The sequence below is a fragment of the Paenibacillus sp. D2_2 genome (genome assembly GCF_031199965.1).
In the GTDB taxonomy this organism is placed as follows: Bacteria; Bacillota; Bacilli; order Paenibacillales; family Paenibacillaceae; genus Fontibacillus.
In genome coordinates, this window is record NZ_CP133605.1 from 683957 (window position 1) to 710368 (window position 26412).

General features: G+C 46.8%; 19 protein-coding genes and 10 pseudogenes. 21 read left to right on the forward strand and 8 right to left on the reverse strand.

Features of this window, described 5'->3' with window-relative positions:
• Positions 1-132: 132 nt before the first annotated feature.
• The 6 genes and pseudogenes from RE628_RS03260 to RE628_RS03290 form a co-directional block, all read left to right on the forward strand.
• A pseudogene (locus tag RE628_RS03260) lies at positions 133-990 on the forward strand (TraB/GumN family protein); the annotation flags it as partial.
• A 101-nt stretch (positions 991-1091) separates the two neighbouring features.
• Entirely contained in the window at positions 1092-1154 is a 63-nt protein-coding gene (locus RE628_RS03265) for a hypothetical protein (RefSeq protein WP_309159347.1), read from the forward strand.
• Between the two features lie 104 nt (positions 1155-1258).
• A pseudogene (locus RE628_RS03270) lies at positions 1259-1498 on the forward strand (ATP-binding cassette domain-containing protein); the annotation flags it as partial.
• A 455-nt stretch (positions 1499-1953) separates the two neighbouring features.
• Positions 1954-3630, forward strand: coding sequence for a DUF4091 domain-containing protein (locus RE628_RS03280; protein WP_309157401.1), 1677 nt, complete (start codon positions 1954-1956; stop codon positions 3628-3630).
• A 22-nt stretch (positions 3631-3652) separates the two neighbouring features.
• On the forward strand, positions 3653-4138 hold the full coding sequence (locus RE628_RS03285) for a low molecular weight protein-tyrosine-phosphatase (RefSeq protein ID WP_309157402.1): 486 nt from the start codon (positions 3653-3655) through the stop codon (positions 4136-4138).
• A 329-nt stretch (positions 4139-4467) separates the two neighbouring features.
• Positions 4468-5495 (forward strand): annotated as a pseudogene (locus RE628_RS03290) (phosphodiester glycosidase family protein).
• A 96-nt stretch (positions 5496-5591) separates the two neighbouring features.
• On the opposite strand, the gene RE628_RS03295 reads toward RE628_RS03290, so the two are convergent.
• Both RE628_RS03295 and RE628_RS03300 read right to left on the reverse strand, forming a co-directional pair.
• Positions 5592-6452 (reverse strand): DegV family protein, encoded by an 861-nt coding sequence (locus RE628_RS03295; RefSeq protein ID WP_309157403.1) that lies wholly within the window; start codon positions 6450-6452, stop codon positions 5592-5594.
• Positions 6453-6605: 153 nt separating this feature from the next.
• Positions 6606-7526, reverse strand: a complete 921-nt coding sequence (locus RE628_RS03300) for an AraC family transcriptional regulator (RefSeq protein WP_309157404.1) — start codon at positions 7524-7526, stop codon at positions 6606-6608.
• A gap of 162 nt (positions 7527-7688) precedes the next feature.
• Here RE628_RS03300 and RE628_RS03305 point away from each other — a divergent pair.
• The 5 genes and pseudogenes from RE628_RS03305 to yfcE all read left to right on the forward strand — a co-directional run bounded on the left by RE628_RS03305 (position 7689) and on the right by yfcE (position 14044).
• Positions 7689-9039, forward strand: a pseudogene (locus RE628_RS03305) (MATE family efflux transporter).
• A gap of 652 nt (positions 9040-9691) precedes the next feature.
• A pseudogene (locus tag RE628_RS03310) lies at positions 9692-10446 on the forward strand (DeoR/GlpR family DNA-binding transcription regulator).
• Positions 10443-11353: pseudogene (pfkB, locus tag RE628_RS03315) on the forward strand (1-phosphofructokinase). The pseudogenes RE628_RS03310 and pfkB overlap by 4 nt, the downstream one beginning before the upstream one ends.
• A gap of 45 nt (positions 11354-11398) precedes the next feature.
• Positions 11399-13337: pseudogene (locus RE628_RS03320) on the forward strand (fructose-specific PTS transporter subunit EIIC).
• 158 nt (positions 13338-13495) lie between these two features.
• Positions 13496-14044, forward strand: a complete 549-nt coding sequence (gene yfcE, locus RE628_RS03325) for a phosphodiesterase (protein WP_309159348.1) — start codon at positions 13496-13498, stop codon at positions 14042-14044.
• 102 nt (positions 14045-14146) lie between these two features.
• Here yfcE and RE628_RS03330 read toward each other — a convergent pair whose 3' ends face one another.
• Positions 14147-14908, reverse strand: a complete 762-nt coding sequence (locus RE628_RS03330) for a DeoR/GlpR family DNA-binding transcription regulator (protein WP_309157405.1) — start codon at positions 14906-14908, stop codon at positions 14147-14149.
• Between the two features lie 274 nt (positions 14909-15182).
• On the opposite strand from RE628_RS03330, the pseudogene rhaD reads away from it, so the two are divergent.
• A pseudogene (gene rhaD, locus RE628_RS03335) lies at positions 15183-16003 on the forward strand (rhamnulose-1-phosphate aldolase).
• 118 nt (positions 16004-16121) lie between these two features.
• On the opposite strand, the gene RE628_RS03340 reads toward rhaD, so the two are convergent.
• From RE628_RS03340 to RE628_RS03360, 5 genes and pseudogenes are all read right to left on the reverse strand, one after another.
• Positions 16122-17552: an LTA synthase family protein gene (locus tag RE628_RS03340; protein ID WP_309157406.1), complete on the reverse strand. Its 1431-nt coding sequence runs from the start codon at positions 17550-17552 to the stop codon at positions 16122-16124.
• Entirely contained in the window at positions 17549-17878 is a 330-nt protein-coding gene (locus RE628_RS03345) for a hypothetical protein (protein WP_309157407.1), read from the reverse strand. The genes RE628_RS03340 and RE628_RS03345 overlap by 4 nt, the downstream gene beginning before the upstream one ends.
• 418 nt (positions 17879-18296) lie before the next feature.
• A pseudogene (locus RE628_RS03350) lies at positions 18297-18775 on the reverse strand (GAF domain-containing protein).
• A 110-nt stretch (positions 18776-18885) separates the two neighbouring features.
• On the reverse strand, positions 18886-19206 hold the full coding sequence (locus RE628_RS03355; RefSeq protein WP_309157408.1) for an alpha/beta hydrolase: 321 nt from the start codon (positions 19204-19206) through the stop codon (positions 18886-18888).
• Positions 19207-19226: 20 nt separating this feature from the next.
• Positions 19227-19880: an alpha/beta hydrolase gene (locus RE628_RS03360; protein ID WP_309157409.1), complete on the reverse strand. Its 654-nt coding sequence runs from the start codon at positions 19878-19880 to the stop codon at positions 19227-19229.
• Between the two features lie 28 nt (positions 19881-19908).
• Between RE628_RS03360 and RE628_RS03365 the strand changes: the two genes are divergently transcribed.
• From RE628_RS03365 to RE628_RS03405, 9 genes and pseudogenes are all read left to right on the forward strand, one after another.
• Positions 19909-20067, forward strand: a complete 159-nt coding sequence (locus RE628_RS03365) for a hypothetical protein (RefSeq protein ID WP_309157410.1) — start codon at positions 19909-19911, stop codon at positions 20065-20067.
• A gap of 54 nt (positions 20068-20121) precedes the next feature.
• Positions 20122-20706 (forward strand): GNAT family N-acetyltransferase, encoded by a 585-nt coding sequence (locus tag RE628_RS03370; RefSeq protein ID WP_309157411.1) that lies wholly within the window; start codon positions 20122-20124, stop codon positions 20704-20706.
• On the forward strand, positions 20703-21470 hold the full coding sequence (locus RE628_RS03375; RefSeq protein WP_309157412.1) for an energy-coupling factor transporter transmembrane component T family protein: 768 nt from the start codon (positions 20703-20705) through the stop codon (positions 21468-21470). Before RE628_RS03370 ends, RE628_RS03375 begins: the two co-directional genes overlap by 4 nt.
• A gap of 76 nt (positions 21471-21546) precedes the next feature.
• Positions 21547-22149 (forward strand): ECF transporter S component, encoded by a 603-nt coding sequence (locus tag RE628_RS03380; protein ID WP_309157414.1) that lies wholly within the window; start codon positions 21547-21549, stop codon positions 22147-22149.
• Between the two features lie 222 nt (positions 22150-22371).
• The gene (locus tag RE628_RS03385) at positions 22372-23154 is read left to right on the forward strand and encodes an energy-coupling factor ABC transporter ATP-binding protein (RefSeq protein ID WP_309157416.1); all 783 of its coding nucleotides are present in this window, start codon (positions 22372-22374) and stop codon (positions 23152-23154) included.
• Positions 23132-23662, forward strand: coding sequence for an ABC transporter ATP-binding protein (locus RE628_RS03390; protein ID WP_309157418.1), 531 nt, complete (start codon positions 23132-23134; stop codon positions 23660-23662). Before RE628_RS03385 ends, RE628_RS03390 begins: the two co-directional genes overlap by 23 nt.
• Positions 23663-24336: 674 nt before the next feature.
• A pseudogene (locus RE628_RS03395) lies at positions 24337-25809 on the forward strand (MDR family MFS transporter).
• A gap of 47 nt (positions 25810-25856) precedes the next feature.
• Positions 25857-26201 (forward strand): hypothetical protein, encoded by a 345-nt coding sequence (locus RE628_RS03400; protein WP_309157420.1) that lies wholly within the window; start codon positions 25857-25859, stop codon positions 26199-26201.
• Between the two features lie 18 nt (positions 26202-26219).
• Complete coding sequence (locus tag RE628_RS03405) at positions 26220-26390, forward strand: hypothetical protein (protein ID WP_309157422.1); 171 nt, start codon at positions 26220-26222, stop codon at positions 26388-26390.
• Positions 26391-26412 lie beyond the last annotated feature (22 nt).

Sequence of the window (26412 nt, forward strand, 5' to 3'; positions counted from 1 at the left end):
GCCCCTGCTACCATGGCTGCACCTCAGCAGCCAGCAGTCAAAGTGAATGATCAAAATGTTAACTATACCGGAGGTACACTGGTCATCGATCAAGGGACAACATATGTTCCGCTGAGAATGACGCTCCAGGCCATGGATGCGAAGCTTACGGATGTGGCAGATGACACGATTCACGCGGTAGTAAATGGTAAAACGATCACGCTAAAAAGTAAGCTCAAACGAATCAATGGTGAGATATATGCTCCTATTCGGGTAGTTGGTAACGCAGCGGGCTATGAGGTTCGCTGGGATGCCAAGTCGCGTACGATTCTGTTGGCTCCCAAAGCAGAAGCATCCACCCAAACTGGTGGCCGCGGATTCATGTGGGAAGTAGAGAACAATGGTAATACAGTGTATTTGGTAGGCTCTATGCATATTGCCAATGACAGCTTCTACCCGCTTCGTCCGGAAGTTGAAAAAGCTTTTGCAGAGGCTGACTATCTGGGTGTAGAGATCGACATAAGCAAAGCAGCCGACGAGGCGCAGCAAAAAGTGATTATGGATACGAGCATGTATCAGGATGGAACAACGTTGAAGGATCATGTGTCTAGCGCGACTTATGCCAAAGTCGGCAAGATTCTGGAACAAAGCGGCATGAAGCCAGATGCTTTGGACGCATTTAAACCTTGGGTTGTGGGAACCACGATCAACAGTTTGAAATCGGTAAAGGCCGGGTACGAGGCGGCTTCGGGGATCGACCTGTATTTTATTCAGAAAGCGATTGAACGTAAAATTTCGGTGCTTGAGCTGGAATCCTATGAATCTCAGCTTGGTATGTTAGATGGTTTCTCCAAGGAATTACAGGAGAAAAATCTTAATAATGTCCTGGACAATTTTGATGTGCTAGATGACTCTGTGGAGAAGATGGCTGAGATGTGGAAAACAGGCAGCGAGGAGCAACTCCTGGAGTTAACAAATAGCATAGCCGCTGATGGGGAATATAACAAAGCGATGCTGATCGACAGAAACATTAAGATGGCCGATAAAATTGAGGGATACTTGAAAAACGGTAAGAAGAAGAGTATTTCATCGTTGTTGGTGCAGCCCACTATCTGGGTGAGAATGGAATCATCAAACTGTTAGAGGATAAAGGATACACGGTTGTTCGGAAATAATAACTGTTTTCCCGAACTAACGGTAATATGATAGCAACACCGCGCGCAGTTCATAGCGCGCGGTGTTTTGTTATACTCTGATTACGAAAGATAGGAGTCAAATAATGTCAAACATCTTAGAAATTGAGAATATGAGCAAGTCATTTGGAGATAAAGCTGTCTTAAATGACATTTCATTCAATGTGCCGTCCGGATCTATTGTTGGGTTCATTGGCGATAACGGGGCAGGTAAATCAACAACATTTAAAACGGTGCTAGAATTAATATCTAAAGACAGCGGAACAGTTAAAATATTCGGTGAAGATAACATCTATAAAGATGCCAAATTGAAGGAAAAGATTGGTGGTGCGATCGCTTATCCTCTCCTCTATCTTTTTTGGGCAGAAAAATCGGATGCGATTACAATTGGAGGTGCCGTTGGGGGGCTTGTCGCTAGTTTTGGATTACAAGGCTTAATTGGCTATCTAATCGAGCGATTACCGCTATCGGATTTATATATTGATCCATCACTATACGTTTCAATCATGTATACGATATTTGGCCTAATCCTGTATATTCTTTCTTTTTTATTGCTCTAATTATCTATCGTAAGAAAGAGTTTCAATAAACTATATAGACAAGCTACGTCTTACAATTGGGCAGCCGATGAGTCGGCTACCCTTTAATTTAGGTTGCGAAGATACGTAGGGAGGAACCCTGAAAAGTCAATATAGAACGTTTACATTATGATATCCGGGGAGTACCATAGGTTTAACTATAGGTATAGGTAAATATCTCATACTGGAGGCTGTTGAATACTATGAACCTCAAGGTTAAGAAATTATCCTCTCTGGAGAAAGTGTTCCTTCATGAAGAACCGATTTCAGCTTGTAGTTTGGTCGAATCAGTTTTTCGCGGTGAGAAATATTCATTCCAGATCGCTTACTACATAGATCCCGAGGAGGTCGCCGAGGCTCAGTATCTTCGTGTCGAAGCGGTATCGGCTCCATGCATGAATGTGAAGATGAGCAGTGTAGGAGTCGTGCCTTCGGAGATGCCGACATATCCGAAGACAGACACGGATTATCTGACAAAGCAGCCGGGGTTATTTCCTGATCCGCTGTTGGAGCTGACGGACGACAATATCAAGGTACTGCCAGGACAATGGCGGAGCATTTGGGTGGAGGCGGAGTTCGCAGAAGATACTGCGCTACAGGATGCGACGGTAATCATTCGTTTTCTGCATGAGGATAGAACAGAGCTCACTAAGGTCAGCCATACCATCTCCTTGATCGATTGTGTACTTCCTAAGCAGACGTTAATCCATACAGGCTGGTTCCATTATGATTGCCTAAGCACGCATTATGGAGTAGAGGAATTGAGCGAGCCTCATTGGACACTGATAGAGGACTATATGAAGACAGCGGCTGAGCACGGTATGAACATGATTTTGACTCCATTGTTTACGCCGCCGCTTGATACCAAGATCGGGGGCGAGCGGCCTACCGTTCAACTCGTTAAGGTCCATGTAGATGATGAAGGTAATTATTCATTTGATTTTCAGAAATTAAGAAGGTTCGTGGAAATGGCTCTGCGAACAGGCATGGAATATTTCGAGATGTCCCATTTGTTCACGCAGTGGGGAGCGGTATCTGCTCCCAAGATTGTTGCCAGCATCGGTGGGGAAGAACGAGCTATTTTCGGATGGGATACCGATGCCAGCGGAGAAGAGTACCGGAAATTTTTAGACACACTCCTGCCGCAGCTAACCTCTGCCTTGGAGGAATGGGGGATTCAGGAGCGTTGTTATTTTCATATATCGGATGAGCCGAACTTGGAGCAATTGGACAGTTATCGCCGGGCTTGCAAAATCATGGAACCGCATTTGCGTGGGTACAAGATGATCGATGCGCTCTCTGATTACGAGTTCTATGAGAAAGGCTTGATCAAGACCCCTATTCCGGCAAATGATCATATCGATGCATTCATTGATGCGAAGGTGCCGAACCTGTGGACGTATTACTGCTGCGCTCAGCATAATAAAGTGAGTAATCGATTCATGGCGATGCCGAGCCGTCGCAATCGAATCATTGCAACCCAGCTCTATAAATTTGATATCGCCGGCTTTTTGCATTGGGGCTACAACTTTTGGTATACGCAATTCTCCATTCACTCGATCGATCCTTATGCAGTTACTGATGCAGGCTGCGGGTTCCCTTCCGGGGACGCCTTCCTGGTCTATCCGGGACGAGATGGAAGCCCGGTAACTTCAATCAGGCTCAAAGTATTTCGCGAAGCGCTGTATGACCTACGAGCGATGAAATTGCTGGAGAGCTTGACCTCTAAGGAATTCGTGATGGGCATTATCGAGGAGACCCTGGTAGAGCCAATTACATTCTCTGAATATCCTCGTAATGAGCAGTATATTATCGATATGCGCAATCGGATTAATCGTGAGATTCAGGAGAGGCTTGTCACGGCAACTTCAATCATGTAGTATCGGGTTGAGGTGAGGATACGTGGAGAGTAAACAGAGAATAGGAGTACTATTTGTATGCTTAGGCAATATATGCCGTTCGCCTATGGCGGAAGCAGTATTTCGGCATATGGTGGCTGAGGAAGGGTTAGTGGACCAGTTCCTAATCGATTCTGCAGGCACGGGCAATTGGCATATCGGAAAGCCGCCACATCACGGGACGAGAGGAATTCTTGATCAGTACGGGATTTCTTATGAAGGACTAAAGGCTAGACAGGTCGCGGCTACGGATTTCTCCAGCTTCGACTACATTGTGGCTATGGATGTTCAGAATGAGAAGGACCTAAGACAGTTAGCGCAAAGCACGCATGCGCAAATTGTTAAATTGCTTGATCTGGTTCCGGAAGCGGTGAACAAAGAAGTACCGGACCCATACTATACCGGGAAATTTGAAGAAGTCTACGAATTGGTCAGCAGGGGCTGCGCGGCTTTGTTGGAGCGTATTCGCCAGGAAGCGCAGCTGGATTAGTGGACCATTGATTCGCCCCATCCGTTGATTACCGGATGGGGGCGTTTTGCATTGTCATGCGACCGAAACTTTCTCAGCCTTCCAAGCGTTTACAAAAGTGAGTGTTCAAAAAGTTCGGTTTTGCGGACTTTTTGAACTACCTCTAAAATAGTACATAAATCTGGATAGTTAGGGGAAATGTTATGGATCCGGTATCATCATTGCCTAGCCGTTCTTCGGCGAGACAGGGAGGGGCAGGGAAGAAAGGTAGCACATCAACAACTCGTAAACCTTCCAAGAAGCGGAAGCGCAAAAAGAAGGGCTTCTTCCGGACGGTCGGAAGAATTTTGATGGTAATGATTGTGCTGATCGGGATGTGCGAGGCATGGTTGTATTTAACGCCGTCTGGCAATAAAATGCTCTATTTGATGGCAGATACACTGATTACTACCCAGCATAGACACTGGGCGAAATATTTGATCGGACAAGCGGAACTGGATAGACGGGTTGCTGAATATCAGAAGCAATTTGTAGAAATGGGCGAAGAGAAGGATACACATACGATTACACCTCAACCTGGAAGCGCTGGGGATAAGGGTGAAGAAACCAAACCGCTTACTGAAATTGAGGAAGTTTCTGGTAAGGGGTATCACGGTTATGTCATAACGGTAAATGATCCCACGAAGATCAAGCTTGGCGTCCCGGACAAACGTGGTAAGGGTGAGAAAGTGTCCAGTATGGTTGAACGGACTGGTGCTGTTGCGGGAATCAATGGGGAGGCTTCGCCGATCCGAACTGGAAAGGGAATGGCTTCAAGCCGATTGGCGTCGTCATCTCACAAGGCAAGCTGTACTATAACGGACTTGATTCTAAGAAGGCTTCTACCCAGATTGTTGGGATCGACAAGCAGGGGAAGATGATCGCCGGAAATTATACGCTGAATGAACTGAAGGATCTGAACATTCAAGAAGCAGTAACCTTTCAGCCAAGAATTATTGTGAACGGTAAAGGTCAGATTAAGAGCCAGAAGGAAGGCTGGGGCATTGCACCACGTACGGCGATGGGACAGCGTGAGGACGGAGCAATTCTGTTCGTCGTGATCGATGGACGTCAGCCAGGATATAGTATTGGCGCCAGTCTCTATGATGTCCAGCAGATCATGCTGGATCATGGGGCTGTCATCGCCGCCAACTTGGACGGGGGCTCCTCGACCGTATTGGTTACTAAAGGCGGGGAGATCGTTAATAAGCCTTCATCTGAGTATGGTGAACGTTATTTGCCGACTGCGTTCCTTGTATTTGAGCATCCGGAGCAAGTGGATATTGCGAACATATGGGAGGGCTTGCGTCCACAGGATATCGATCCAGGAAAGAAATAATGCAATTATAACGATGGCCATTTTCCGAGCAATCAGCGCTTGGAAAATGGCCATTTATAGTTGATATTAAAGTTTGGGTAAAAGGGAATTAACGTATTAGTAGGATAGCTGTTTTTTCATATACATAATGGCAACGGTACGTGGTCCGCAGTGGCAGGAAATAGCACAGCCGCCTTCAATGATAGCTACTTCTTTTACGTCTGTCCGCTCCAATAATGCTGTCTTGATATATTCAGCGGTTTTATCCGCAAGCGTTTGTGCAACGATGATCAAATCCCGGTCGATCTTATGGAAGTTATCTGTGATGTAGTTCAACATACGCTCCACGGCTTTTTCTGTTTTGCCCCGATATTTATCGGCAGAAACGACGACACCTTCTTTAATGCGCAAAATGGGACGAATTTTGAGTAGGCTACCAATCATATGCTGAAGATTGGACACACGGCCTCCTTTATGAAGGTAGTCCAGCGTATCGACGAGCACCTCAATTTCACAGCGATCCCGTTGTTCATGGAGCATGGAGGCGATGTTCGCTGCGCTCATGCCAGCCTTGGCTGCCAAGACGGCCTTCATAACAAGGAGAGCGATGCCTCCTGACACATTCAGTGAATCAACGACATGTACACTTCCTTCTGGTAACTCTGCTGCGGCGATCATAGCACTCTGATAGGTTGACGAGAGCTTGGAAGACATGCTGATAAATACGATCTGGTTCTGCTGCTCGATCCAGGGAGAAAAGGCCGCTATGAAATCCGCAGGAGAAGGGGCAGACGTGCGTGGCAATTCTCCAGTCGCCTCGACTCTGCTGTAGATGTCGTTGGTAGTGATTTCAAGTCTGTCTTTATAGGCAGTCTCGCCAAACACTACATATAACGGTACGATCCCAATGTCATATTGTTCGATCCAGGACTGTGGAATATCGGAGATACTGTCCGCGAAAATTTTCACTTGTGTCAAAACATTTCCTCCAGTATAAGTTCTTGTTCAAAAGGTCGATTCTCTGCTCCGGAAGTTCACTGAACAAGCACTTAAATGTATTTGGTTCGTTATCTTGCATTATAGAGGAGAAGTAGTGCATAAGCAAAAAATATATTGCTGGAAAATACTACTCTAACTATAGCAAGGATCAGGACTCCCTATTCCAGGCAAAATGCTGGCGAAACTTGCGTGGGACAAGCCTTCCTGCTTAGTGAAGCAGGCGGTGAAATATGCCGCATGATTGAAGCCGACTTCTTCTGCGATCCGTTCAACGGGCATATCGGTCTGAACGAGCAGTAGCTTGGAATGCTCGATTCGGATCAGCAGCATATACGCCGCCGGCGAGCACCCGAACACCTTCTGCATGCATCTGGCAATATAGACGGGATGAAAATTGATGCTCTCTCCGAGTCTTTTGGCAGAGAACGGCTCGCGGTAATGCTCGCGTAGATAGGAAGCGGCCTTCTCTGCACATACCGAGCCGGGGGATGGAGCGCTGGTTTCCAAAGATGCGGCCAATAGACCGATGACTTCTTGGAATAGAGCTTGCTGCTTCAGTCGCACACTGCTGTGATGAGATGCGCGATTCATCTCTGTTAATTCGTCAATCGTATCCGTTACCTTCTGTAGCTGGGGAAGCAGGGTGAACTGCGGTACAGCCAGTGTGAATGGCGTCGTAGTGAAGGGATGAAGCGACATATACGCCGTATCCTCGCCTTCTGGGTCTGAATGCTGCTTGCAGTATTCCGTCTGGTCGATAACACACCAGGTCCCGGGAATCTGGAAATGAAGCCAATGATGGACCGTATCCTCTTTGCAGCCGGAGAAGCCATAATGATAGCAATCCGGGCGAAGGATGAGGGCGTGTCCTGCGGAGACCTCATAATTTTGCTTCTCTTCTCCGACGTAAAGACACCCTTGGGAGACGACAAGTAAGTCGAATACTCCAATATTTTTGCGGCTGAGATGCTTTCCGCCATAGGACATATGTGTAGATCCGCTAATTATATATTGCGGCAGCGGGGGAGCGGTTATTTCGATAATATGAGGCATATATCCACCTCCAGGTGCGATGAATAAGGTTTGAATTATGATAGATTGAGTTGATTATTTGATACATTAATTTTAATAATGCATCTATAATGTGATTCATGTCAATAAGTTTGATAAGAGCAGCAGCGTAGTAGCGTCTCTGTTCTTCAGGAGGTTGTAATAATGATGAAATCCAAGGGCAACGAGAGCAATAAATTTAACCTCTGGCTGCTCGCTTGGCCGATATTTATTGAACAGTTTCTGCAATTTCTGCTGGGCTCCGTCGATACTTTGATGGTGAGTCGGATATCTGATAATGCGGTAGCTGTTGTTGGTTTCTCCAATCAGCTATTTAACGCCCTTACGACACTATTTGCTACGGTAGCTAGCGGGGCGGGGATCGTTATCGCTCAGAAAATTGGCTCTCGTCTGAATGAGGATGCTAGGACGGTCGGAATCATTTCCTTCAAAGTAACCATAGCCATTGGGCTTGCGTTAAGCGTGCTGTTAGTTACTTTCCCACATCCGATCGCTAAAATGCTGCAGCTTCCGAATGAACTGCTGCCTTTGGCGGATACCTATATTCCTATCGTTGGCGGTGGTATGATTCTCATCGCCGCTATCGCGGTATTAGGTACAGCTATCCGCAATACAGGGAATACGAAGGGACCGATGATCATTGCCGTTGGCATGAATGTGATTCATATTGTGATGAATTACGGTTTTATTTTTGGTGCCTACGGTTTCCCGCAATTAGGTTTTACCAGGTGTAGCTATCTCAACGGTAACCAGCCGTCTAATCGCTACGATCGTCCTGTTTGTTATTTTCCTTGGCTCATTCGAACGTAAGATTAAGTTCAGCGATTTCCGTATCTTTGACCGTAAGCTTTTCAAAGAAGTCCTCCAGATTGGCTGGCCGCTCGGAATCAATTCAGCGAACTGGGTTTTCTCACAATTGGCAATTTTCTCGTTCCTGGCGATGCTCGGCTCGACAGAGCTAGCAGCCAGAACCTATATGAATACGTTGGAATCGTTCTGCTTCTTGCTGGGTTTCTCTCTTGCATTGGCCGCACAGATCCAGATTGCACATCTGTATGGAGCAGGGAAGACGGGAGAAGCTTATCGGGCTGCTTATAAAGTTCTTACCGTCGGGCTACCGTTGGTCATTGTGAATGCTTTTATTCTCGTTGTCTTCGGGACTCATGTGCTACGTCTATTTACACAGGATAGTGATATATTGGCACTTTGCGTAACGCTGCTATGGATGAATCTTATGCTTCAACCGGGCAAAATGGTCAATATGGCGCTCGGCAACTCGCTTAACGCCGTTGGGGATACACGTTATACAATGAAGATTTCTCTGATCTTCATGTGGGTTGTCGCGACAGGCTGCTCTTACTTGCTGGGGGTATCGCTTGGCTGGGGCATCGTCGCTATCTACTCTTGCATGATTGCGGATGAGTATATCCGCGGAGTACTCTCATACTTCCGCTGGAGAGGGCGTAAGTATTTGCGGAAGAAGAAGAAGAGATAATGCAGGAACAGGAACAATGTGCGGCTGAGGTTGGCTTGGTGTTGTAGTTATCCTGGAACCTGATAGGAATCCGGTTGTACGTAATACGTGTGAAATATAGATTGATTAATTATGGGAACCCTGTCTTTAGAGACTAGGGTTTTCTTTTTTTGTGTGGTATATGGTGTATAAATCCTATACTTCTCCGGGAAAAGCCTGCAATAATGCTGGAATTCACCAACATATCGATCTAAGCGGGTAAATTCCTGCGATAATCAGACTGTTGGAAAAGCGTAAGTAAGTCCCACAAACTTTAACGAAACACCATAACGCTATTTACACAATAATGAGGGGAATGGGAATCTAACGAAACACCATAACGCTATTTGGGTAAAAAACCGCAATTTAACCCCTTGGTTCCCATAATAGCGATACCCAGTTTCGTTAGAGTATTAATTCGCCCTCTTTGACGTAAATAGCGATACCTAGTTTCGTTACAATATGGGGATCTAAAAAATGAGCATATTTGCAGTTTTGGACTTTTTGTGGCGGGCATAGTTCGGTCGTAAAGAGGGGGAGACGAATGATTTTGAATGAATTTGAATGTTTATGATAGAAAATGATTGATTAATGAGCGGCATGTGGTATGATAAGAACAGATGGAGGGATGGATATGTTGACAGAAGAACGCTACAACTTAATATTAGAGCGCTTGCAAAGCCAAGGTGTTGTTAAGCTGCAAGAACTTGTTGAAGCCATCGGGGCTTCAGAATCGACGATCCGGCGGGATCTGGTTGATCTTGAGGGCCGCCATCTGCTGAAGCGAATCCACGGCGGAGCCAGCTTGCTGAATCAGAAAAGCCAGGAGCCGGGGATGGATGAGAAAACGTTCAAAAACATTCAAGAGAAAGAAGTTATTGCCCGTCTAGCCGCCCGGGAAATCCGGGACAATGAATGTATTTATTTGGATGCGGGAACTACTACTCTAGCGATGATCTCATATATTGAAGCGGAGAATGTAACGGTTGTGACTAATGGACTGTCTCATGTTGAAGCTTTGGTTAACCAACGAATCCGCAGTTATCTGCTTGGAGGGATGATGAAGATTCATACCAAGGCCGTCATTGGGAGCATCGCCCTGCAGAACATGGATAATTTCCGGTTCGACCGCTGCTTTCTCGGGACGAACGGAGTCGATCTGGAGATGGGTTACACCACCCAGACCCTGAGGAGGCACTAATCAAGCGGCGCGCTCATCAATTATCGGGTCAAACATATGTTCTGGCCGATTCAAGCAAGATCGGCGAGGTTACCTTTGCCAAGCTGCTGGATCTAAATGAGGCGACTCTAATTACGGATAACGTTCCTCATCATCTGCGGAAGGCCATCGCTCATAAAACAAAAATAATCGAGGGATCAGCATCATGATATATACGATAACGCTTAACCCGTCTGTGGACTATATCGTCGAGGTAGAAGAACTTAATATCGGCGGTCTTAGTCGGATGAAGCGGGACCTGAAGCTTCCGGGAGGCAAGGGGATTAACGTGTCGCGCGTATTGAACCAGCTTAGTGCGGAAAATACAGCGCTCGGCTTCCTTGGAGGGTTCACCGGAAGGTACGTGAACGACAGATTTCAGGAAGAGCAAATAGTAACTGATTTCGTAACGATAACAAGTGACACACGGATTAATATCAAGCTGAAGCACGGCGAGGAGACGGAGATCAACGGTCTAGGGCCGGACATCATCGAAGCGGAAGCGGAGCAGTTGATACAGAAGCTATCCGCATTGCAGGAGGATGACATCGTGATCTTATCAGGCAGTATTCCACCGTCGCTTGGTAATGATTTTTATGAACGACTGATTCAGGTTAGTAAGCAAAGGGGCGCCGAGTTTGTGATCGATACGACTGGTGAAGCGCTGCTCAAGGCGCTCAAGCATCGTCCGTTGCTCGTCAAACCGAATCACCATGAACTCGCTGAATTGTATGGTACTGAGTTGAATTCCATGGAGGATGTGGCAGTGTACGGACGCAAACTGTTGGAGGCTGGAGCCAAGAATGTCCTCGTCTCTATGGCTGCTGAAGGGGCTCTGCTAATAACCGAGTCTGCTGTGTATCATGCGAACGTGCCAGCGGGACAAGTCAAGAACTCGGTGGGGCAGGCGACTCTATGATCGCAGGCTTCGTAGGTACGCTGGTGCAAACCGGTGATCCTATCGCGGCTTTTCGTACTGGGGTTGCCGCAGGGAGCGCGACTGCATTCGCAGATGATCTTGCGACCAGAGAGATGATTGATCAACTACTACCACAGGTCGTTATATCTAATCGATAGAATACAGGCTGGCTGGACAAATGAAAATCTAAAGGGGTGTTAACCATGAAAATTACCGATTTGTTGATCAAAGAGACGATGATTATGGACTTACAGGCGCAGACCAAGGACGCAGCAATCGACGAGTTGATCGCAAGCCTGTATAAGCATGGTCGGATCACAGATCCGGTGTTATTCAAGGAGAAGATATTAAAACGTGAAGCAGAGGCAAGCACGGGGATTGGTGGGGGATCGCCATGCCCCATGCGAAGACCAATGTGGTTAACGAAGCGACGGTCGTATTTGCCAAAAGCTCCAGTGGTGTAGATTACGACTCTATTGATGGAGAGCCAGCCAGAATCTTCTTTATGATTGCCGTTCCGGAAGGAGCGGGTAATATGCATCTTCGCACGCTGGCCACGTTATCCACGATGTTAATTGATAGCGAATTCATCGACCAATTGATGAACACTAGAACACCTGATGAAGTAACGGCGTTGTTTGACGCTAAGCAGGCTGAAGGTGATGAAGAGGCGCGAAACGGAAGCCGAGAAGCGGAGCAAAGGTCCGACCGGGAAACACATTCGGATAAGCAGGAGTCAACTTCTGAAGGAACGGAATCTGAACCTTTGGTCATTGCTGTAACCGCTTGCCCTACAGGAATTGCTCATACGTATATGGCGGAAGATGCGCTCAAGAAGATGGCGAAGGAGATGGGCGTAGCTATCCGAGTTGAGACGAACGGCTCTGAAGGAGCCAAGAACGTGTTGACCGCTGACGAAATCCGCCGGGCAAGTGGGGTAATTATTGCTGCGGATAAAAAAGTTGAAATGGCTAGGTTTGATGGCAAGCCACTACTGCAAAGACCAGTCAGCGACGGTATTCGCAAGCCTAAGGAGCTGATTCAAAAGGCACTTCAAGGCGATGCTCCGATTTATCATGGCGCTAACAAAGCGGCTGATGATCCAGAGAAAGAAGAGAAGAAAAGCGTCGGCAGCAAAATATATAAGGACTTAATGAACGGTATTTCTCATATGCTGCCGTTTGTCGTAGGCGGCGGGATTCTGATCGCCATCTCTTTCCTGTTTGAACAGGTGGGTGGACCGGATCATCCGCTGTATAAATTGCTGATGACGATCGGTGGAGATGGAGCGTTCCACTTCCTGATTCCGATTCTGGCCGGATTCATCGCTATGAGTATTGGTGATCGTCCAGCGCTCATGCCAGGTATGGTCGGCGGCTTGATGGCGGTCAATTCGAATGCGGGCTTCCTTGGTGGTCTGGCCGCCGGTTCATGGCCGGCTATATCGTGATCGGGCTGCGGAAGCTATTCGCTGGACTACCTAAATCGCTTGAAGGGCTTAAGCCAATTTTGCTCTATCCGGTATTTGGGCTGCTGATTACTGGCTCGATTATGTACTTTATCTTTGATCCGGTATTTAGCACGATTAATACATGGCTGGTATCTGGACTGAATAATCTAGGAACAGCTAACGCCGTTCTGCTTGGACTTGTTCTTGGAGGTATGATGGCGATAGACATGGGCGGCCCGTTCAACAAAGCTGCATACACCTTCGCTATCGGCGTATTCACATCAAGTGGCAACACGAACGGATTGATGATGGCGGCTGTCATGGCAGGAGGCATGGTTCCTCCGCTGGCAATTGCTCTGGCAAGCACCTTTTTCAAGCGAAAATTCACAGAAGAAGAGCGGAAGTCTGGCTTGACCAACTATGTACTTGGATTATCCTTTATTACCGAGGGCGCGATTCCATTCGCGGCGGCTGATCCGCTTCGAGTTCTGACCTCCTGTATCCTTGGTTCGGCAGTGGCCGGCGGTCTAACTCAGCTATGGAATATTAATATCCCGGCTCCACATGGCGGAATTTTCGTTGCCGCTCTGGCAAATCATGCTCTGTTGTTCCTGCTTGCGGTAGCGATTGGCTCGGTCATCTCGGCTCTGGTGCTCGGTATTTGGAAGAAGCCGTTGGAGAACAGAGTATAAGCTTGATTAGGAGATCTGCATGAATATAATAAAAGCCGTTCGCGCAGCTAAGCATTTGGCAGCGCGGGCGGCTTTTGTGCATAATGAGGTCGATCTGGGCACATCCCATATGTTACATTAAAGAATAGCCGAGCTTTTTGAAAAGGAGAAGATAGATGATGAAACTGATGTTTATTTCCGATATTCACGGGTCCGCTTACTGGCTGGACAAGGCAATCGAGAAGGTGAAGGAGGAGAAGCCGGATCAGATCGTGATGCTTGGCGATTTCATGTATCATGGACCTCGAAATCCGCTGCCTGAAGGCTATAACCCGGCTATGGTCGCGGAAACGCTGAACCAGTATAAACAGCAAATCGTGGCTGTGCGCGGCAATTGTGATGCGGAAGTGGATCAAATGCTGCTTGAATTCCCGATGATGGCGGACTACACGGTGATCCTTCATGAGGGACGTCGCATATATGTGACGCATGGGCACGGGTTTAATATAGAGCAATTGCCACCTCTTCAAGAAAGCGATATTTTTATTCAGGGACATACGCATGTGCCTGTAGCAGATATAAAAGACGGCATTTATGTACTCAATCCAGGATCGATCTCGCTTCCTAAGGAGAACTATCCGAATTCCTACGGTATTATCGAGAATGGTAGCTTTTTCGTTAAGGATTTTGAGGGTGGCGTAATTAAATCAGTAACCTTTACGTCATAAGAGCATTTGAAAACTATAACAGGCCCCCTGTTCAATCACAGGGGGCCTGTTTTTTACAACTGTAGTTAAAGGCAAGTAGATCAATGAATCGAGAAATTCGAATTATGGATGGAGCAGTGTAATATCATGATTCTCCAGGAACGAGATCCACTCGTCGGAAGGCCTGTGATCGGTAATGATATAACTAATCTGCTTAAACTCAAGCATTTTTACAAAGCCAATACTGTCGAACTTGCTTGAATCTATGAGCAGAATGGTCTGCCTGGCCTGCTGATTCATGACTTGCTTCAATTCGCTCTCCGGCTCGTTGGAATCCGTGATACCACCCATCATAGATATACCTTTACAGCTGAACAAGGCAATATCGACATTGTAATTCTGAATGGCCTGTCTGGCCACCGGGCCGATAAGCGAGCTTGCCTTAGGCCTGAGTGAGCCGCCGGTGGAGATTATCGCGTGGCTTGTCTGATTGAACTCATTAAGGATAATGACAGAATTTGTGATAATGGTCAGATTGTCGCGTTCAGACTCTAGGATCTTCAGCGCTTCAAATACGGTGGAGCTTGTATCGGTCATTAGTGTATCTTCATCGTTAATCAGCGGTAGAAGTAAGCTGGCAATGGTTCTTTTTTCGTCTATATTATGCGTATTCCTCGTCTGATAGGGTAGATCATCATTGATATGGACGTTTAGTACGGCTCCGCCATAATTTCGGGTAACGATCCCTTCCTGCTCGAGCTTCTCCAGATCACGGCGAATCGTCTCCTCGGTAACTTCGAAGCTGGCTGCCAGCTGTGAGACGAGCACTTTTTTATGTCTATGTAACTCTTGAATTATTTTTTCTTTTCGCTCAAAAGCCTTCATTGGAACCCGCCTTTCCTAAGTGAACATAAATCTATTGTACATAAATCATAATGAAAATAAAAAAGAAACTACAAAAACCAAAATTATTTCTGCTTTTTATGTTGTTTCATAGAAAAACAGAAGTTAATTACATTATAAACGGAAATAAAACAACAAATACTGTTTGATTTTCTTTGTTTACGTGGTATTATGATGTTGGAAACAAAGAAAAAAACAGAATGTTCTATTTGAGACGTCATTAATTCATACATTACAACGAGGGTAAGGTGAGAGTATGCATCAAGATATACTGACAGCGCCATTTCTGCGGGAAATGTGCGATACTACGGCCAATTTATATCGCTTAGGTTGGGATGAGCGTAACGGGGGTAATATCAGCTATCTGATTGGGGAAGAAGAAGTAAGCAATTATTTAAATGTTTCGCGGGTCGAGCGCACGGTTCCGATGAGCTTCGATGCTTCTGAACTGGCAGGAAAGTATTTTGTTGTGACAGGTTCCGGAAAATACTTTAAGAATGTTATCCAGGACCCAAAAGTGAACCTTGGTGTTATCCGTATCGGGCAGGATGGACACAGCTATGAGATTCTGTGGGGATTGGCTGATGGGGGAGTGGCTACAAGCGAGCTACCAACCCATCTGATGAATCATATGGAGCGCCTAAAGGTGGATCCTAAGCACCGGGTTATCATGCACTGCCATGCAACACATCTGATAGGTATGACATTTACACATTCTCTGGAAGAGGTTCATTTCACAAAGACCTTGTGGGAGATGTGTACAGAATGTCTGGTTGTGTTCCCTGAAGGCGTCGGAATCATTCCATGGGTGGTGCCGGGCACAAATGAGATTGGGGAAGCGACCGCAGAGAGAATGAAGGATGTTCGAATTGTGATGTGGCCGTATCATGGTGTGTTCGGAGCGGGGACTACGATGGATGAGACCTTCGGATTGATCGAGACAGCTGAGAAGGCTGCACAGGTCTACACGATTGTATGTGCGCAGGGTGGTAAGAGCAGACCATCTCGGATCAAGAGCTGCTCGATTTGGCAAGGGCCTTTGGCGTAACACCGAGACCAGGAGTACTGCAGGTCTGAACCTAAATGTAGTTCAAAAAGTCCTTTCTTTGAACACACACTATTAGAATGATGTATATGTAAACATAACAAACCAGGCTGCCTAAGAAGGCAGCCTGGTTCTTTAATATATAGAGTTTTACTCTTGATCGTCCTTCTGGCGATCCGGTAGCTGCTGTACATAGCTGTCGGACAAGCGAAGCAGATCAAGCGCCCGATTATATTCATCCTCCGTAGTAAGGGCCTGGCTTACGCCGTCCTTGGCTAACGGGAACTGAGTACCGTCATCATACCAGGTGCCTGGCATGAACACAGCTTTGTCATTAATAAATGACCCGGAAGGCAGATAGTAACGCTGCGGTAATAAATTATAATTGTTATTCAGTATATCCTCACCGAAATGGATCTGATTGCCCATAGAGACACCAAGTAGGTTAGCAACGGTCGGTAGAATATCGACCTGTCCGCCGACATTATCCATAACCTTGGATTCAGTCTGACCCGGAATCGAGATCACGAGCGGGATGTTAAGCATGTCACGGTAGCTGTAATCGCGGCCGTAAATTTCGCTCATTAGTTCCAGACCTCGCTTATCCAGCGAGAACTTCGGCAATCCCAGGTGGTCACCATAGATTACAACAAGACTGTTATCCCAGATTCCGCGCTGCTTCAGATCGTCAATGAACAAGCCAAGTGCATAGTCCGCATAATTCTGTGAGCGGATATAATCGCCGACCATATTGTTCTGATAACTCTCCGGCAGTGTAATCCGGTCCAGCTCGTGCGGAATCGTAAACGGATGATGCGCCGTCATAGAGATAACTTGTGAATAGAATGGAACTCCAGTTGATTGCATTTTGCTCAGTTCTTCAGCGGTTTTCCTGTACAGCACTTCATCTGAAGGTCCGAAGAATACTGTGTCATCTTGACCGAAGAACTCCTGATCGTAGTAGCGATCCCAGCCGATCGCTTTGTATAGTTCGCCGCGATTCCAGAAATCTACCACATTCGTGTGGAAGGTAGCGGTATCATAGCCATTTGATTTCAACAGTTTGGGTAGACTCGGCAGTTCTTTGTCAGGATAATTCTGTGTTGCTGCTTCATTATAAGGAATATAGAAGGACGTATTCACGACAAATTCGGCATCCGATGTATTTCCTTGGCCCACCATTTGATAGAAATTCTTGAAATAGAGATTGTCTTTAACAAGCGAGTTCATGACCGGAGTAACCTCTTGCCCGTCGATCTTCAGATCGATCAGGAAGTTTTGGAAGGACTCCAACTGAATAATTATCAAGTTTTTGCCTTCGGCGGCGCCGAAGAACTGTGGATTTTCTTGTTTCTGAACACTTTTCAGTTTGTCGATCTTTGCTTGGGTAATTTCATCCTTATCTACGAGATCTTCCTCTTTATTTGATAGAATCGTATAGGTCTCATAGCTAAGAATTCCCATTTGCTCCGCTTGCTTGATCTCATTCATGCTGGCCCGGTTCGGCCAAATGTTGAAAATACACAGGGCAAGTGATACCCCGGCTACAACCCCTACAAAGCTCTTGCTTACTCTGTTCAAGTTGAACAGACTCTTGAGTTTTCCGCTCTCTTCCTGCGCATTAGCCAGAAGCCGATCACGACTATATCAAGGAAAATAAGCAAATAATATGGAGCTAGCAGTGAGAACACACTGTTCTTTACTGCAGTTACCTGATTGACTTGCTGAAGCGCATGATAGGTGACGATAACGCCGTAATATTTATGATACATAATTGCTGCGAAGAAGACGGCAGTAACGATCAGGTTAACCGTTAGATAAATCCCGAATTTCCTCTTGGAGGAGAAGACCTCAATCAGACAGAACAGGATCAGGATAAATGGGAGTTCCTTGAGTAGCGGTCCCAACCGGCATTTGATCAAATATCGTGATCCACGCTAGGTAACTTTTCAGAATCATAATAACGGTGAAGAATACGAGCGGCTTGAGATTACCAGGCCGGATTCGTTGGAACGCTGACATGGTGCGACCCTTCCTTTCATTAATAATTGAGTAAGCGACTCCAAAGCACGACTTCTGAACATACACTTTCAATATCATAACTGAAAAAATGGGAAGAAGGAAATCGATCATTTTCTCTTATTTAACAGTAAATGGCATTAAAAGGGATAAAACCGCTTCTCAACTTTGTTTTTTGCTTTAAATTAGGGGTTTTCACATCTTTACATATTCATCATGCCAGATCGGCATTTAAAAGCAGTGAAATTATTCACGTCTAGGTGAGCCAAATAGTTAATTCATGGAAGGCTGAGGATTGATTATCGGCTAAAGCTGCTCCGTCAGCACCTGAACGAATTGTTCTAGAAAAGCTTGATCTAGCTCGTCAAAGCGGGACTTCAGCGGGCTATCAATATCGAGTACACCAATTAATTCCTCTCCCTTAATTACCGGAAGCACAATCTCACTATTCGATGCGGCGTCGCAAGCAATATGACCAGGGAAGGCATGTACATCATCTACCCGAACTGAACGGCGCTCCATAGCGCTTGTCCCACATACCCCCTGCCAAGCGGAATGCGGATGCAGGCCGGTAGTCCCTGAAATGGGCCGAGTACAAGTTCCTTGCCATCGAACATGTAGAAGCCTACCCAGTTAATGTCTGATAGATAGAAGTTTAATAGAGCAGTAGCGTTAGCTAGATTAGCAATTCTACTAGGTTCGTCGTAGATTAGTGATTTTAATTGAGATATGACTTGATTATGCTGTTCTTCTCGGGAACCTGTGTAGCTGATTGTATGGAACATGCGCCCATCTCCTTTTTATCTATATAGAGGTAGTTCAGAAAGTCCGCTTTTAAACACGGGCTATTACGCCTTATTATAGTATGAATGTCAGACCGTTGAAAGCCACTATCCTAGGTTGAAAGTGGTAATGCGGCCTGCTGGGTGGCCCCAGTTAATTCGGGAGAGATAGAGGTTATGCTGGTCGGATGGACTTCGATCCTGAGCGCTTGGTGAATTAATAGACGGACCGCTTCGCTATATTCCTTAGGGGCTACAGCATAAGCATTACCGTGAACTGCTCCGTCCACCAGGAGTAGGCTTTTGGGTCCGGCCTTGTGCTCATAGAGCTGTTCGCTCATAGATGTGGGCACATAATTGTCCTTCGTACCATGAATGAACAGGACAGGAAGATGGCTATGTTCTACCGCCTGAAGCGGGCTAACTTGTTCCATGGAGAACCCGGCTTTGTGCTTCAATATTTTATTGATGATGGGCAGGAGCGGGAGGAGGGGAGCCTATAGACCGTTTTTGCTTGGTGACGAACCAGCTGTGTTAAATCTGAGAATGGACAGTCTGCAACGACAAATTTGACGTTAGGGTGGACGATGCTCAAATATTCGAGCACGGATGCCCCGCCGAGTGACTGACCGTGAAGACCGATGCTGCATTCGGTTCCGTAATTATGTGATATCCATCTGACCCATGCAGCAATATCGTATTTTTCATAATAGCCGTAGGTTGTATATTTCCCTTCACTATTCCCGTGACGGCGCTGGTCAATGAGTAGAATGTTGAAGCCTTCGCTCTGGAAGAGATCGATATATTGAGTAGAGATTAGCATGGAGACGGTGTAGCCATGGACGATAATCGTCCAATCCTTGGACGATGGGTCGGTCTCTATGACGTAACCGCATAAGCGTAGTCCATCATCGGAGAGAATATGGACGTCCTGTTTCTTCAGATGGCTGAATCGTTCCCGACTGTAGACGCCGGATTGCTCTAAATATTGAAAAAGTTTATCGGTGGTCTGCAGTTTCATATGAGTAAGCTGTTGAAAAGCGAAGGTGATAATTCCCAGTCCTAGACTGGCAACGACCAACAGAGCAATCATCAAATAGATCGTCATGAGAGTGAACCTCCTTAGCTGTCGAACTATGGTGGAGCATCCAAAGAATGTGCCTATATTATCTGCCGATCACCCGGATGAATATGCTGCATTATATTGTGAATTAGGGCATTTCGGGATTGTTCAAAAATTATTTATTAAAAAATACTATTTGGGCATATTTGCCGGGCTTATTTTTTCACTTTGACTCTGCCTCCTGTTCTATGCTTATATAAAAACAACTGATTGCGCAGGGGAGGAGATGAGTCTTTTGTTCAAATGCGGTGGTAAGATTCCGGTGCTGGAAGGCGAGAGAATACGTCTAAGAAGGATGGAGCAGGCTGATGCCGCGGATATGTTCCGCTATTGGAGTGATCCGAAGGTTGTTAAATATATGAATGTCCCTGTGTTCACTTCCGTGGAGGAGACGTCGGAGATGATCGATTTCCTGAACGGCTTGTCCGAGACGGAGGATACGATGCGCTGGGGAATCGAGCTGGTGCAGGAGCAGAGACTGATCGGAAGCTGTGGCTTCAATACATGGGAGTTATCGGGGGCTTATCGCGGGGAGATTGGTTATGATATTGGGCGTGATTTCTGGCGACAGGGCTATATGACGGAAGCGCTCCGATTAATGCTGAATTATGGCTTCATGACAATGGGGCTGAACCGTATTGAAGCTCTGGTTGATCCACGAAACAGCGCTTCTCGCAGCATTTTGCAATCTTTTACTTTCTGCGAGGAGGGACTATTAAGAGAGTATCAGCGAACCGAGGAAGGCTTCGTGGATCTGTTAATCTATTCCTTGTTGCGTAGAGATTTTGATTCAGGAGGAAAATATTTGTGACCCAGTTACACGTAGATCATCGATTCAGACAAGGCTTGGCACTGAAATCCATAGATCCGCTCAGTAAGCTGGTCGCTCTGTTCTGTGCTGCTCTTCTGGCGATGCACTGGGACAAACCGCAGCCGTTGTTGATTATGTTGTTCGTGTTCATCGGCTTAGCCCGTTATGGTGCGGGAATGAGCTGGCCATGCTTAGGGCGCAGATTGAGATTTATTGCTGTCTTTGGCTTGCCATTGTTCATCATCACTAGCATCGCGGCACCGGCGGGGGAAGCGTTTGTCACTTGGGGGCTTCTACAGATTTCGTTAGGGGGCGCCGAGTATGCAGCGGCGATTACACTGCGCATGTTCTGCCTGTTCTTGTCCTCGATCATATATATTGAGTCCACAGATCCCAAGGATTTTGTCACTATACTGACTACACGACTGAAACTCCCTTACCGGTTTGTCTTTGGCGTATCCATGGCGCTAACTTTTCTGCCGTTGCTTGAATCGGAAGGCCGGATAGCTAGGCAAGCGCGCCAACTGCGTTTCGGCAGACAGCCACGTGGTGTCGGTGAGCGATGGCGGATGTGGCGTGGCAATCTTGCAGCTATATTTACCGGAGCGGTAAGACGTGTGGAGCAGACGGCCGGCTCAATGGAATCCAAGGGCTTCGGCGCTTATCCGGTGCGCAGTTTTCTGCGGGAAGTAGAGATTGGAATTGTCGGATATGCTCTGATAATCATGAGTGTTGTTGTGACAGTCTGTTTATGGTCCGTTTAAAAAAAGACTTGACGTACTATAATTGTTAACCTAAATTTAAATTGTTGGTTAACAATCAGGGAGGATGACACTACAAATGAGTCAGTCTTTAAACAGAGGAGTATTCAAAGCATTTACAACAATTGAAATTGTGCTGATGGCCATGTTGGCGGCAGCCAACGGTGTGATGACGACTTTTATCTCGCCGCTTAACCAGGCCTTGAATGGGCTGGGCGGGCCGATAGCAACGTCTACAATAACAGGTTTATATATGGTTTATGGTCTGCTTGCCTATTACATTATTCGGAAACCAGGAACGGCAGTCATTACATATGGCATTGGAGCCGTAGTCCAGTCTTTCATGGGTTCGGCCTACGGTATCGCGTCCTGCTTCGTTGCTGCTGCCTGTTATATAGTGATTGCTGAATTAGTATTTGCGGCGTTTCGTTATAAGAAATGGAACCTTCCAGTGCTCATGCTGGCAGGGGGTGCCATGGTTCCGATCTGGTTCTTCTTCGCATCTAGAATGTTTGGCTATACAGCATGGGGAACGAACGTGTTGCTCATCGCTCTTGGTGTTCGTATTCTGAGTGGTATCGTCATGTGTGGAATGTTGACCAAGCTGTTGGGTGATGTACTGAGCCGCAGCGGTCTGTTGCGACGGTTCGCGGTTAGCAGCGGGAGAAGGGTAAATCAATGATTCCTGCTCCTGAAGATTTAGTCCATTCACTGGAACTTCGTGATGTCACCTATGCCTACGAGGAGGATGCCACGCCTGTTCTGCAGGAGATTTCGTTCCTCGTAAAACCTGGGGAATGGGTGCATATAACGGGGATAGCGGCAGTGGGAAATCTACCTTGGCGGGACTGCTCTGCGGATATTTTCCCCGGACTGGGGCGGAGTTCGCAACGGAATGATACATGTGAACGACATAGATCCAGAGGAAGATGGAGGAATACGTCAGGTTACCGAGCGGATTGGCGTCGTATTTCAAGATCCGGATGCCCAGCTAGTACAGGGGCGTGTCGAGGATGAGGTAGCCTTCGGTCCGGAGAATATGCGCTGTGACAAAAAGGAAGTAGAACACAGGGTTGCGGAGTCGCTAGATGCAGTTGATCTAAGCGATTACCGCATGGATAACGTGCATAATTTATCTGGAGGCCAGCGGCAGCGTGCGGCGATTGCTGCCGTTTTGTCGTTGGAGACACCGATTCTTGTGCTCGATGAACCAGCGGCAAGTTTGGATGCTACTGCAAAGGAGCGGCTGCTCTTACTGCTTAACAAGTTACGGGGTCAAGGTTGTACCATTGTGACCCTGAGTGGGAGGATCGATGAATTCGCTGCAGCCGCTGGGAGATTGATCGTGTTGGAACACGGGAAGATTATCCTGGACGGGCCAAGTCAGCACCTACTTGAACGAGAGAGGGTGAGCTTGGTCAAGCTGGGCCTCCTACCTGATCGGATACAGCGTGAGGGATATGCCTCATCTACTCTAGAGGCCGAGGGCCAGCCTCAAATCGGCTCCTCTGTTAAACCGTTGCTGAAAATTAAAGATTTATCGTATGCCTATGACCTGAACAAAGGGGATGTCTTGAAGAATATAAATCTGTCTCTGTATGCTGGCGAGTGGCTGCTCTTATGCGGGAAAACGGGTCGGGAAGACGACACTGTCGCGTCTGTTCATGGGTCTGCTCACACCTCCTAAGGGGAGAATATGGTGGCAGGAGCAGGATATAGCCCGTCTATCCTTGCCAGTGATCGCGCAGGATATCGGCTATGTATTTCAGCAACCAGAGCATCAATTCGTTGCGAATACGGTACTGGATGAACTACTCTTCGGTCCCCGTGCGGCTATGGGGCTGAGGCCACGTGAGCAGACGCCAGATCCTGTGTTAAAGCGGGCCGAAGCTCTGCTTGCCATAGCAGGGCTGCAGGGAAGGAAGCACATATCTCCCTATATGCTAAGTGGAGGCGAGAAGCGGTTGCTGAGTGTAGCTGCTGCAATGATCGTGCCCAAGAAGCTGTATATTCTTGATGAGCCGACAGCAGGTACAGATTTGCATGGTGTAGCCAAGCTGGCTGATCTATGCAAGGATGCTGTGGCCTCTGGAGCGGCAATCGTAATGATTACTCATGAGCCGGAATTGTTCGCGGGTGAGAAGACAGCTATTTGGAGGATGAACCAGGGAAGTCTGGAGACCGGATTACGGTGATTTCGTGATTAGATCACGGCAAGAACAAGATAATGTCTGTAAGTTAAATATGTGTTCAAAAAGTTTGGTTTTCAGCACCAAGAAGGTTGGATGAAGCTAGGGTCTGAGGAGCGGAGCGTACGTAGTTTGTACGTGAGCACCGGAAGCCCCGGCTGAATTCAAGATTCGAATGTCGATTAAGCTCTCAGTGTTACTTCGTGTTAGATATAGAATTTATTCGTTGTCAACGGAGTTGATGGAATTCTTATATCGCAAGAAAACCTACATTTGAATCGCGGTCGCTCATCCTTGAATGACTTCGATCGGTTTTCTTATCAAAAGCGAACTTTTTGAACTACCTCTAAAAAGCGAGCAAGCGGGGGAGGCAAAATATGCCTTTATTCCCGCTTGTTCGTCTTTTCTTTTAAAAGGGAGGCATTTATAATGTAGTGAATGCATTTCAATATTAGTTGAACTAATGATTATAAGGATGATGGCAGCCGGGTGAAATATTCTTCCGATCGCTGTTGTTCATGGATTTCTTGATTTCATAGAATCTAACGAGGTAGAAATCCATTCACAAAGGCGAACGCTACGCTTCTCCAGAATCATTTCACCCTCTTGCCTATTCCTTGCATTCCTTTTGTTCAACTTCTATAGACAGAGAGAGAGGAAGTTAAACAGTGAGTGCAACAATAAAACGTAATTATATATTAGCCGGGCTATTATTATCTACATTTCTGGCTGCGATTGAAGGGACGGTCATTGGCCCAGCAGGACCAAGAATTGTCGGAGATATCGGCGGAGTGGAGCTGTTAAGTTGGGTATTTACCGCTTATTTGCTGACGATGTCGGTGACGACTCCGATCTTTGGTAAAATCAGCGATTTATATGGACGTAAGCTTGTATTCGTGATCGGATCGGTTCTGTTTCTGGCGGGATCGATGCTGTCTGGCTTTGCTTCAGGGATGGAGCAGCTCATTATTTTCCGGGCGATTCAAGGGATCGGCGCTGGAGCTCTACTTCCCGTTACCTTTACCATCATCGGGGATATTTATTCGATAGAAGAGCGTGCTAAGGTTCAGGGGATGATCAGTTCGGTCTGGGTATCTCGTCCCTCGTTGGTCCGCTACTTGGCGGATATGTGGTAGATTCATTGGACTGGCGCTGGATATTTTATTTTAATCTTCCGTTCGGGTTGATCTCCTTATTTATGATCATCCGCTATTTCAAGGAAAAGGTCGAGAAACGGGAAGTGAAGATAGACTATGCCGGAGCAATCACCTTTACCATTGGGGTGGCTGCGATGTCGTTCGGTCTGGCGACCGGGGACAGCAGTGGGCTTGGAACTCGCCGTTTCTGCTCAGTATTTTTGCCGTATCGATTATATCGCTTATTATTTTCTTTATTGTGGAGCAGAAGGTGGAAGAGCCGCTACTTCCACTCAAACTATTCAAGATCAGAGATATCGCCTACTCCAACATCGCGAGTGTGCTTGCAAGCGCTCTGTTAATGGGTTTGACATTTTATTTACCGCTCTATGTACAGGGCGTACTTGGCAAAAATGCAACGATCTCCGGGCTTGTGCTCGCGCCGATGTCAATTGGCTGGATGGTGGGCTCGATGCTGGGCAGTCGGTGGCTGATCAGTCGAGGAATACGTAATACCTCTTTAATCGGTATGATAATTATCGCTATTGGTGCTATCGGACTGGCCTTTGTTCACGAAGGAACGCCAATGTTCTTGATATTAGTATTTAATGCGCTGTATGGAATAGGCTTTGGTTTTTCTTTTACCGTATTTACAGTCATTGCACAGTCTTCGGTTGGCTACAACCTTCGGGGGCGTCGACTGCTCTGAACTCATTCGTGAAATCGATCGCGCAGACGATCGGTGTTGCAGTGTTCGGGGTACTGATCAATATGCAAATTGCAGCACGGACAGCCAAAGGAACATCCTCAGGGGCAGAGGTCAAACAGGAGGATATTAACAACCTGCTCTCGCCGGAAAAGGTCCATCTTCTTCCGCAGCAATTGTGGAATGATTTGAAGCATGTGCTTGGCGACAGTCTGCATATCTTATTTATCGTTATGGCTGTCATCTCGGTCATCGGCGTCTTCTCTGTATTGGGACTTCGCAATCAGGCACCAGAGGTTAAAGAGGAATAAAACATCGCCCTTCTCCGCACCTTATACGGTAAGGGGAGGTGTTATCGATGTTAGAGGAGTTCAATGTTGATCAGAATACATTAGTCCATGCCTGGCAGCAGCAGCTTCCGGAATTTCTGGGTCCAGGGGATTCGGCCGAGGTGCTCGCCGATGATAGTGATCCTCAAGGATTAAGGGTTCATATTAATGCGGCAGGCCACCAGTTCTATTCCTTCGATTTTTCTTGTACTTATATGGATCCTCGGGAAGTCAAAGTGGAACTGGTCGATGTAGAGAAGGGCGGACAGACGGTGAATGAGCAAAATGAACGTCTTCAGGAGATGACCGGCGATTATGTGCGTCATCTTCATGAATGTGCCCAAGCTCTACACCGGATTACGAACCCATCTTGAGAAAGCGAGGCAAAAGAGATGGCAAAAGCAAATGGTCGGGACAAAAATCTCGGCAATGTAGATGATCACTTGCAGCAGTCAGCGGTCAACAGCCACAGCGTGCAGCAGACTCAACAAAAGGCGAATGACCGCCGCCACCGGGATGTGCACAATCACCATAAAGAGACGGATATGGATCCGTCGCATTAATGAAAAGCCAAAGAAGGCTGTC

Excerpts from the sequence above, each read along its gene's own strand:
- RE628_RS03280 (WP_309157401.1), top strand. The coding sequence starts at position 1,954 with ATGAACCTCAAGGTTAAGAAATTATCCTCTCTGGAGAAAGTGTTCCTT.
- RE628_RS03300 (WP_309157404.1), bottom strand. The coding sequence starts at position 7,526 with ATGCCTCATATTATCGAAATAACCGCTCCCCCGCTGCCGCAATATATA.
- yfcE (WP_309159348.1), top strand. The coding sequence starts at position 13,496 with ATGAAACTGATGTTTATTTCCGATATTCACGGGTCCGCTTACTGGCTG.
- RE628_RS03330 (WP_309157405.1), bottom strand. The coding sequence starts at position 14,908 with ATGAAGGCTTTTGAGCGAAAAGAAAAAATAATTCAAGAGTTACATAGA.
- RE628_RS03355 (WP_309157408.1), bottom strand. The coding sequence starts at position 19,206 with ATGGAACAAGTTAGCCCGCTTCAGGCGGTAGAACATAGCCATCTTCCT.
- RE628_RS03360 (WP_309157409.1), bottom strand. The coding sequence starts at position 19,880 with ATGACGATCTATTTGATGATTGCTCTGTTGGTCGTTGCCAGTCTAGGA.
- RE628_RS03365 (WP_309157410.1), top strand. The coding sequence starts at position 19,909 with ATGGTGGAGCATCCAAAGAATGTGCCTATATTATCTGCCGATCACCCG.
- RE628_RS03370 (WP_309157411.1), top strand. The coding sequence starts at position 20,122 with ATGAGTCTTTTGTTCAAATGCGGTGGTAAGATTCCGGTGCTGGAAGGC.
- RE628_RS03380 (WP_309157414.1), top strand. The coding sequence starts at position 21,547 with ATGAGTCAGTCTTTAAACAGAGGAGTATTCAAAGCATTTACAACAATT.
- RE628_RS03390 (WP_309157418.1), top strand. The coding sequence starts at position 23,132 with ATGGGTCTGCTCACACCTCCTAAGGGGAGAATATGGTGGCAGGAGCAG.
- RE628_RS03400 (WP_309157420.1), top strand. The coding sequence starts at position 25,857 with ATGTTAGAGGAGTTCAATGTTGATCAGAATACATTAGTCCATGCCTGG.
- RE628_RS03405 (WP_309157422.1), top strand. The coding sequence starts at position 26,220 with ATGGCAAAAGCAAATGGTCGGGACAAAAATCTCGGCAATGTAGATGAT.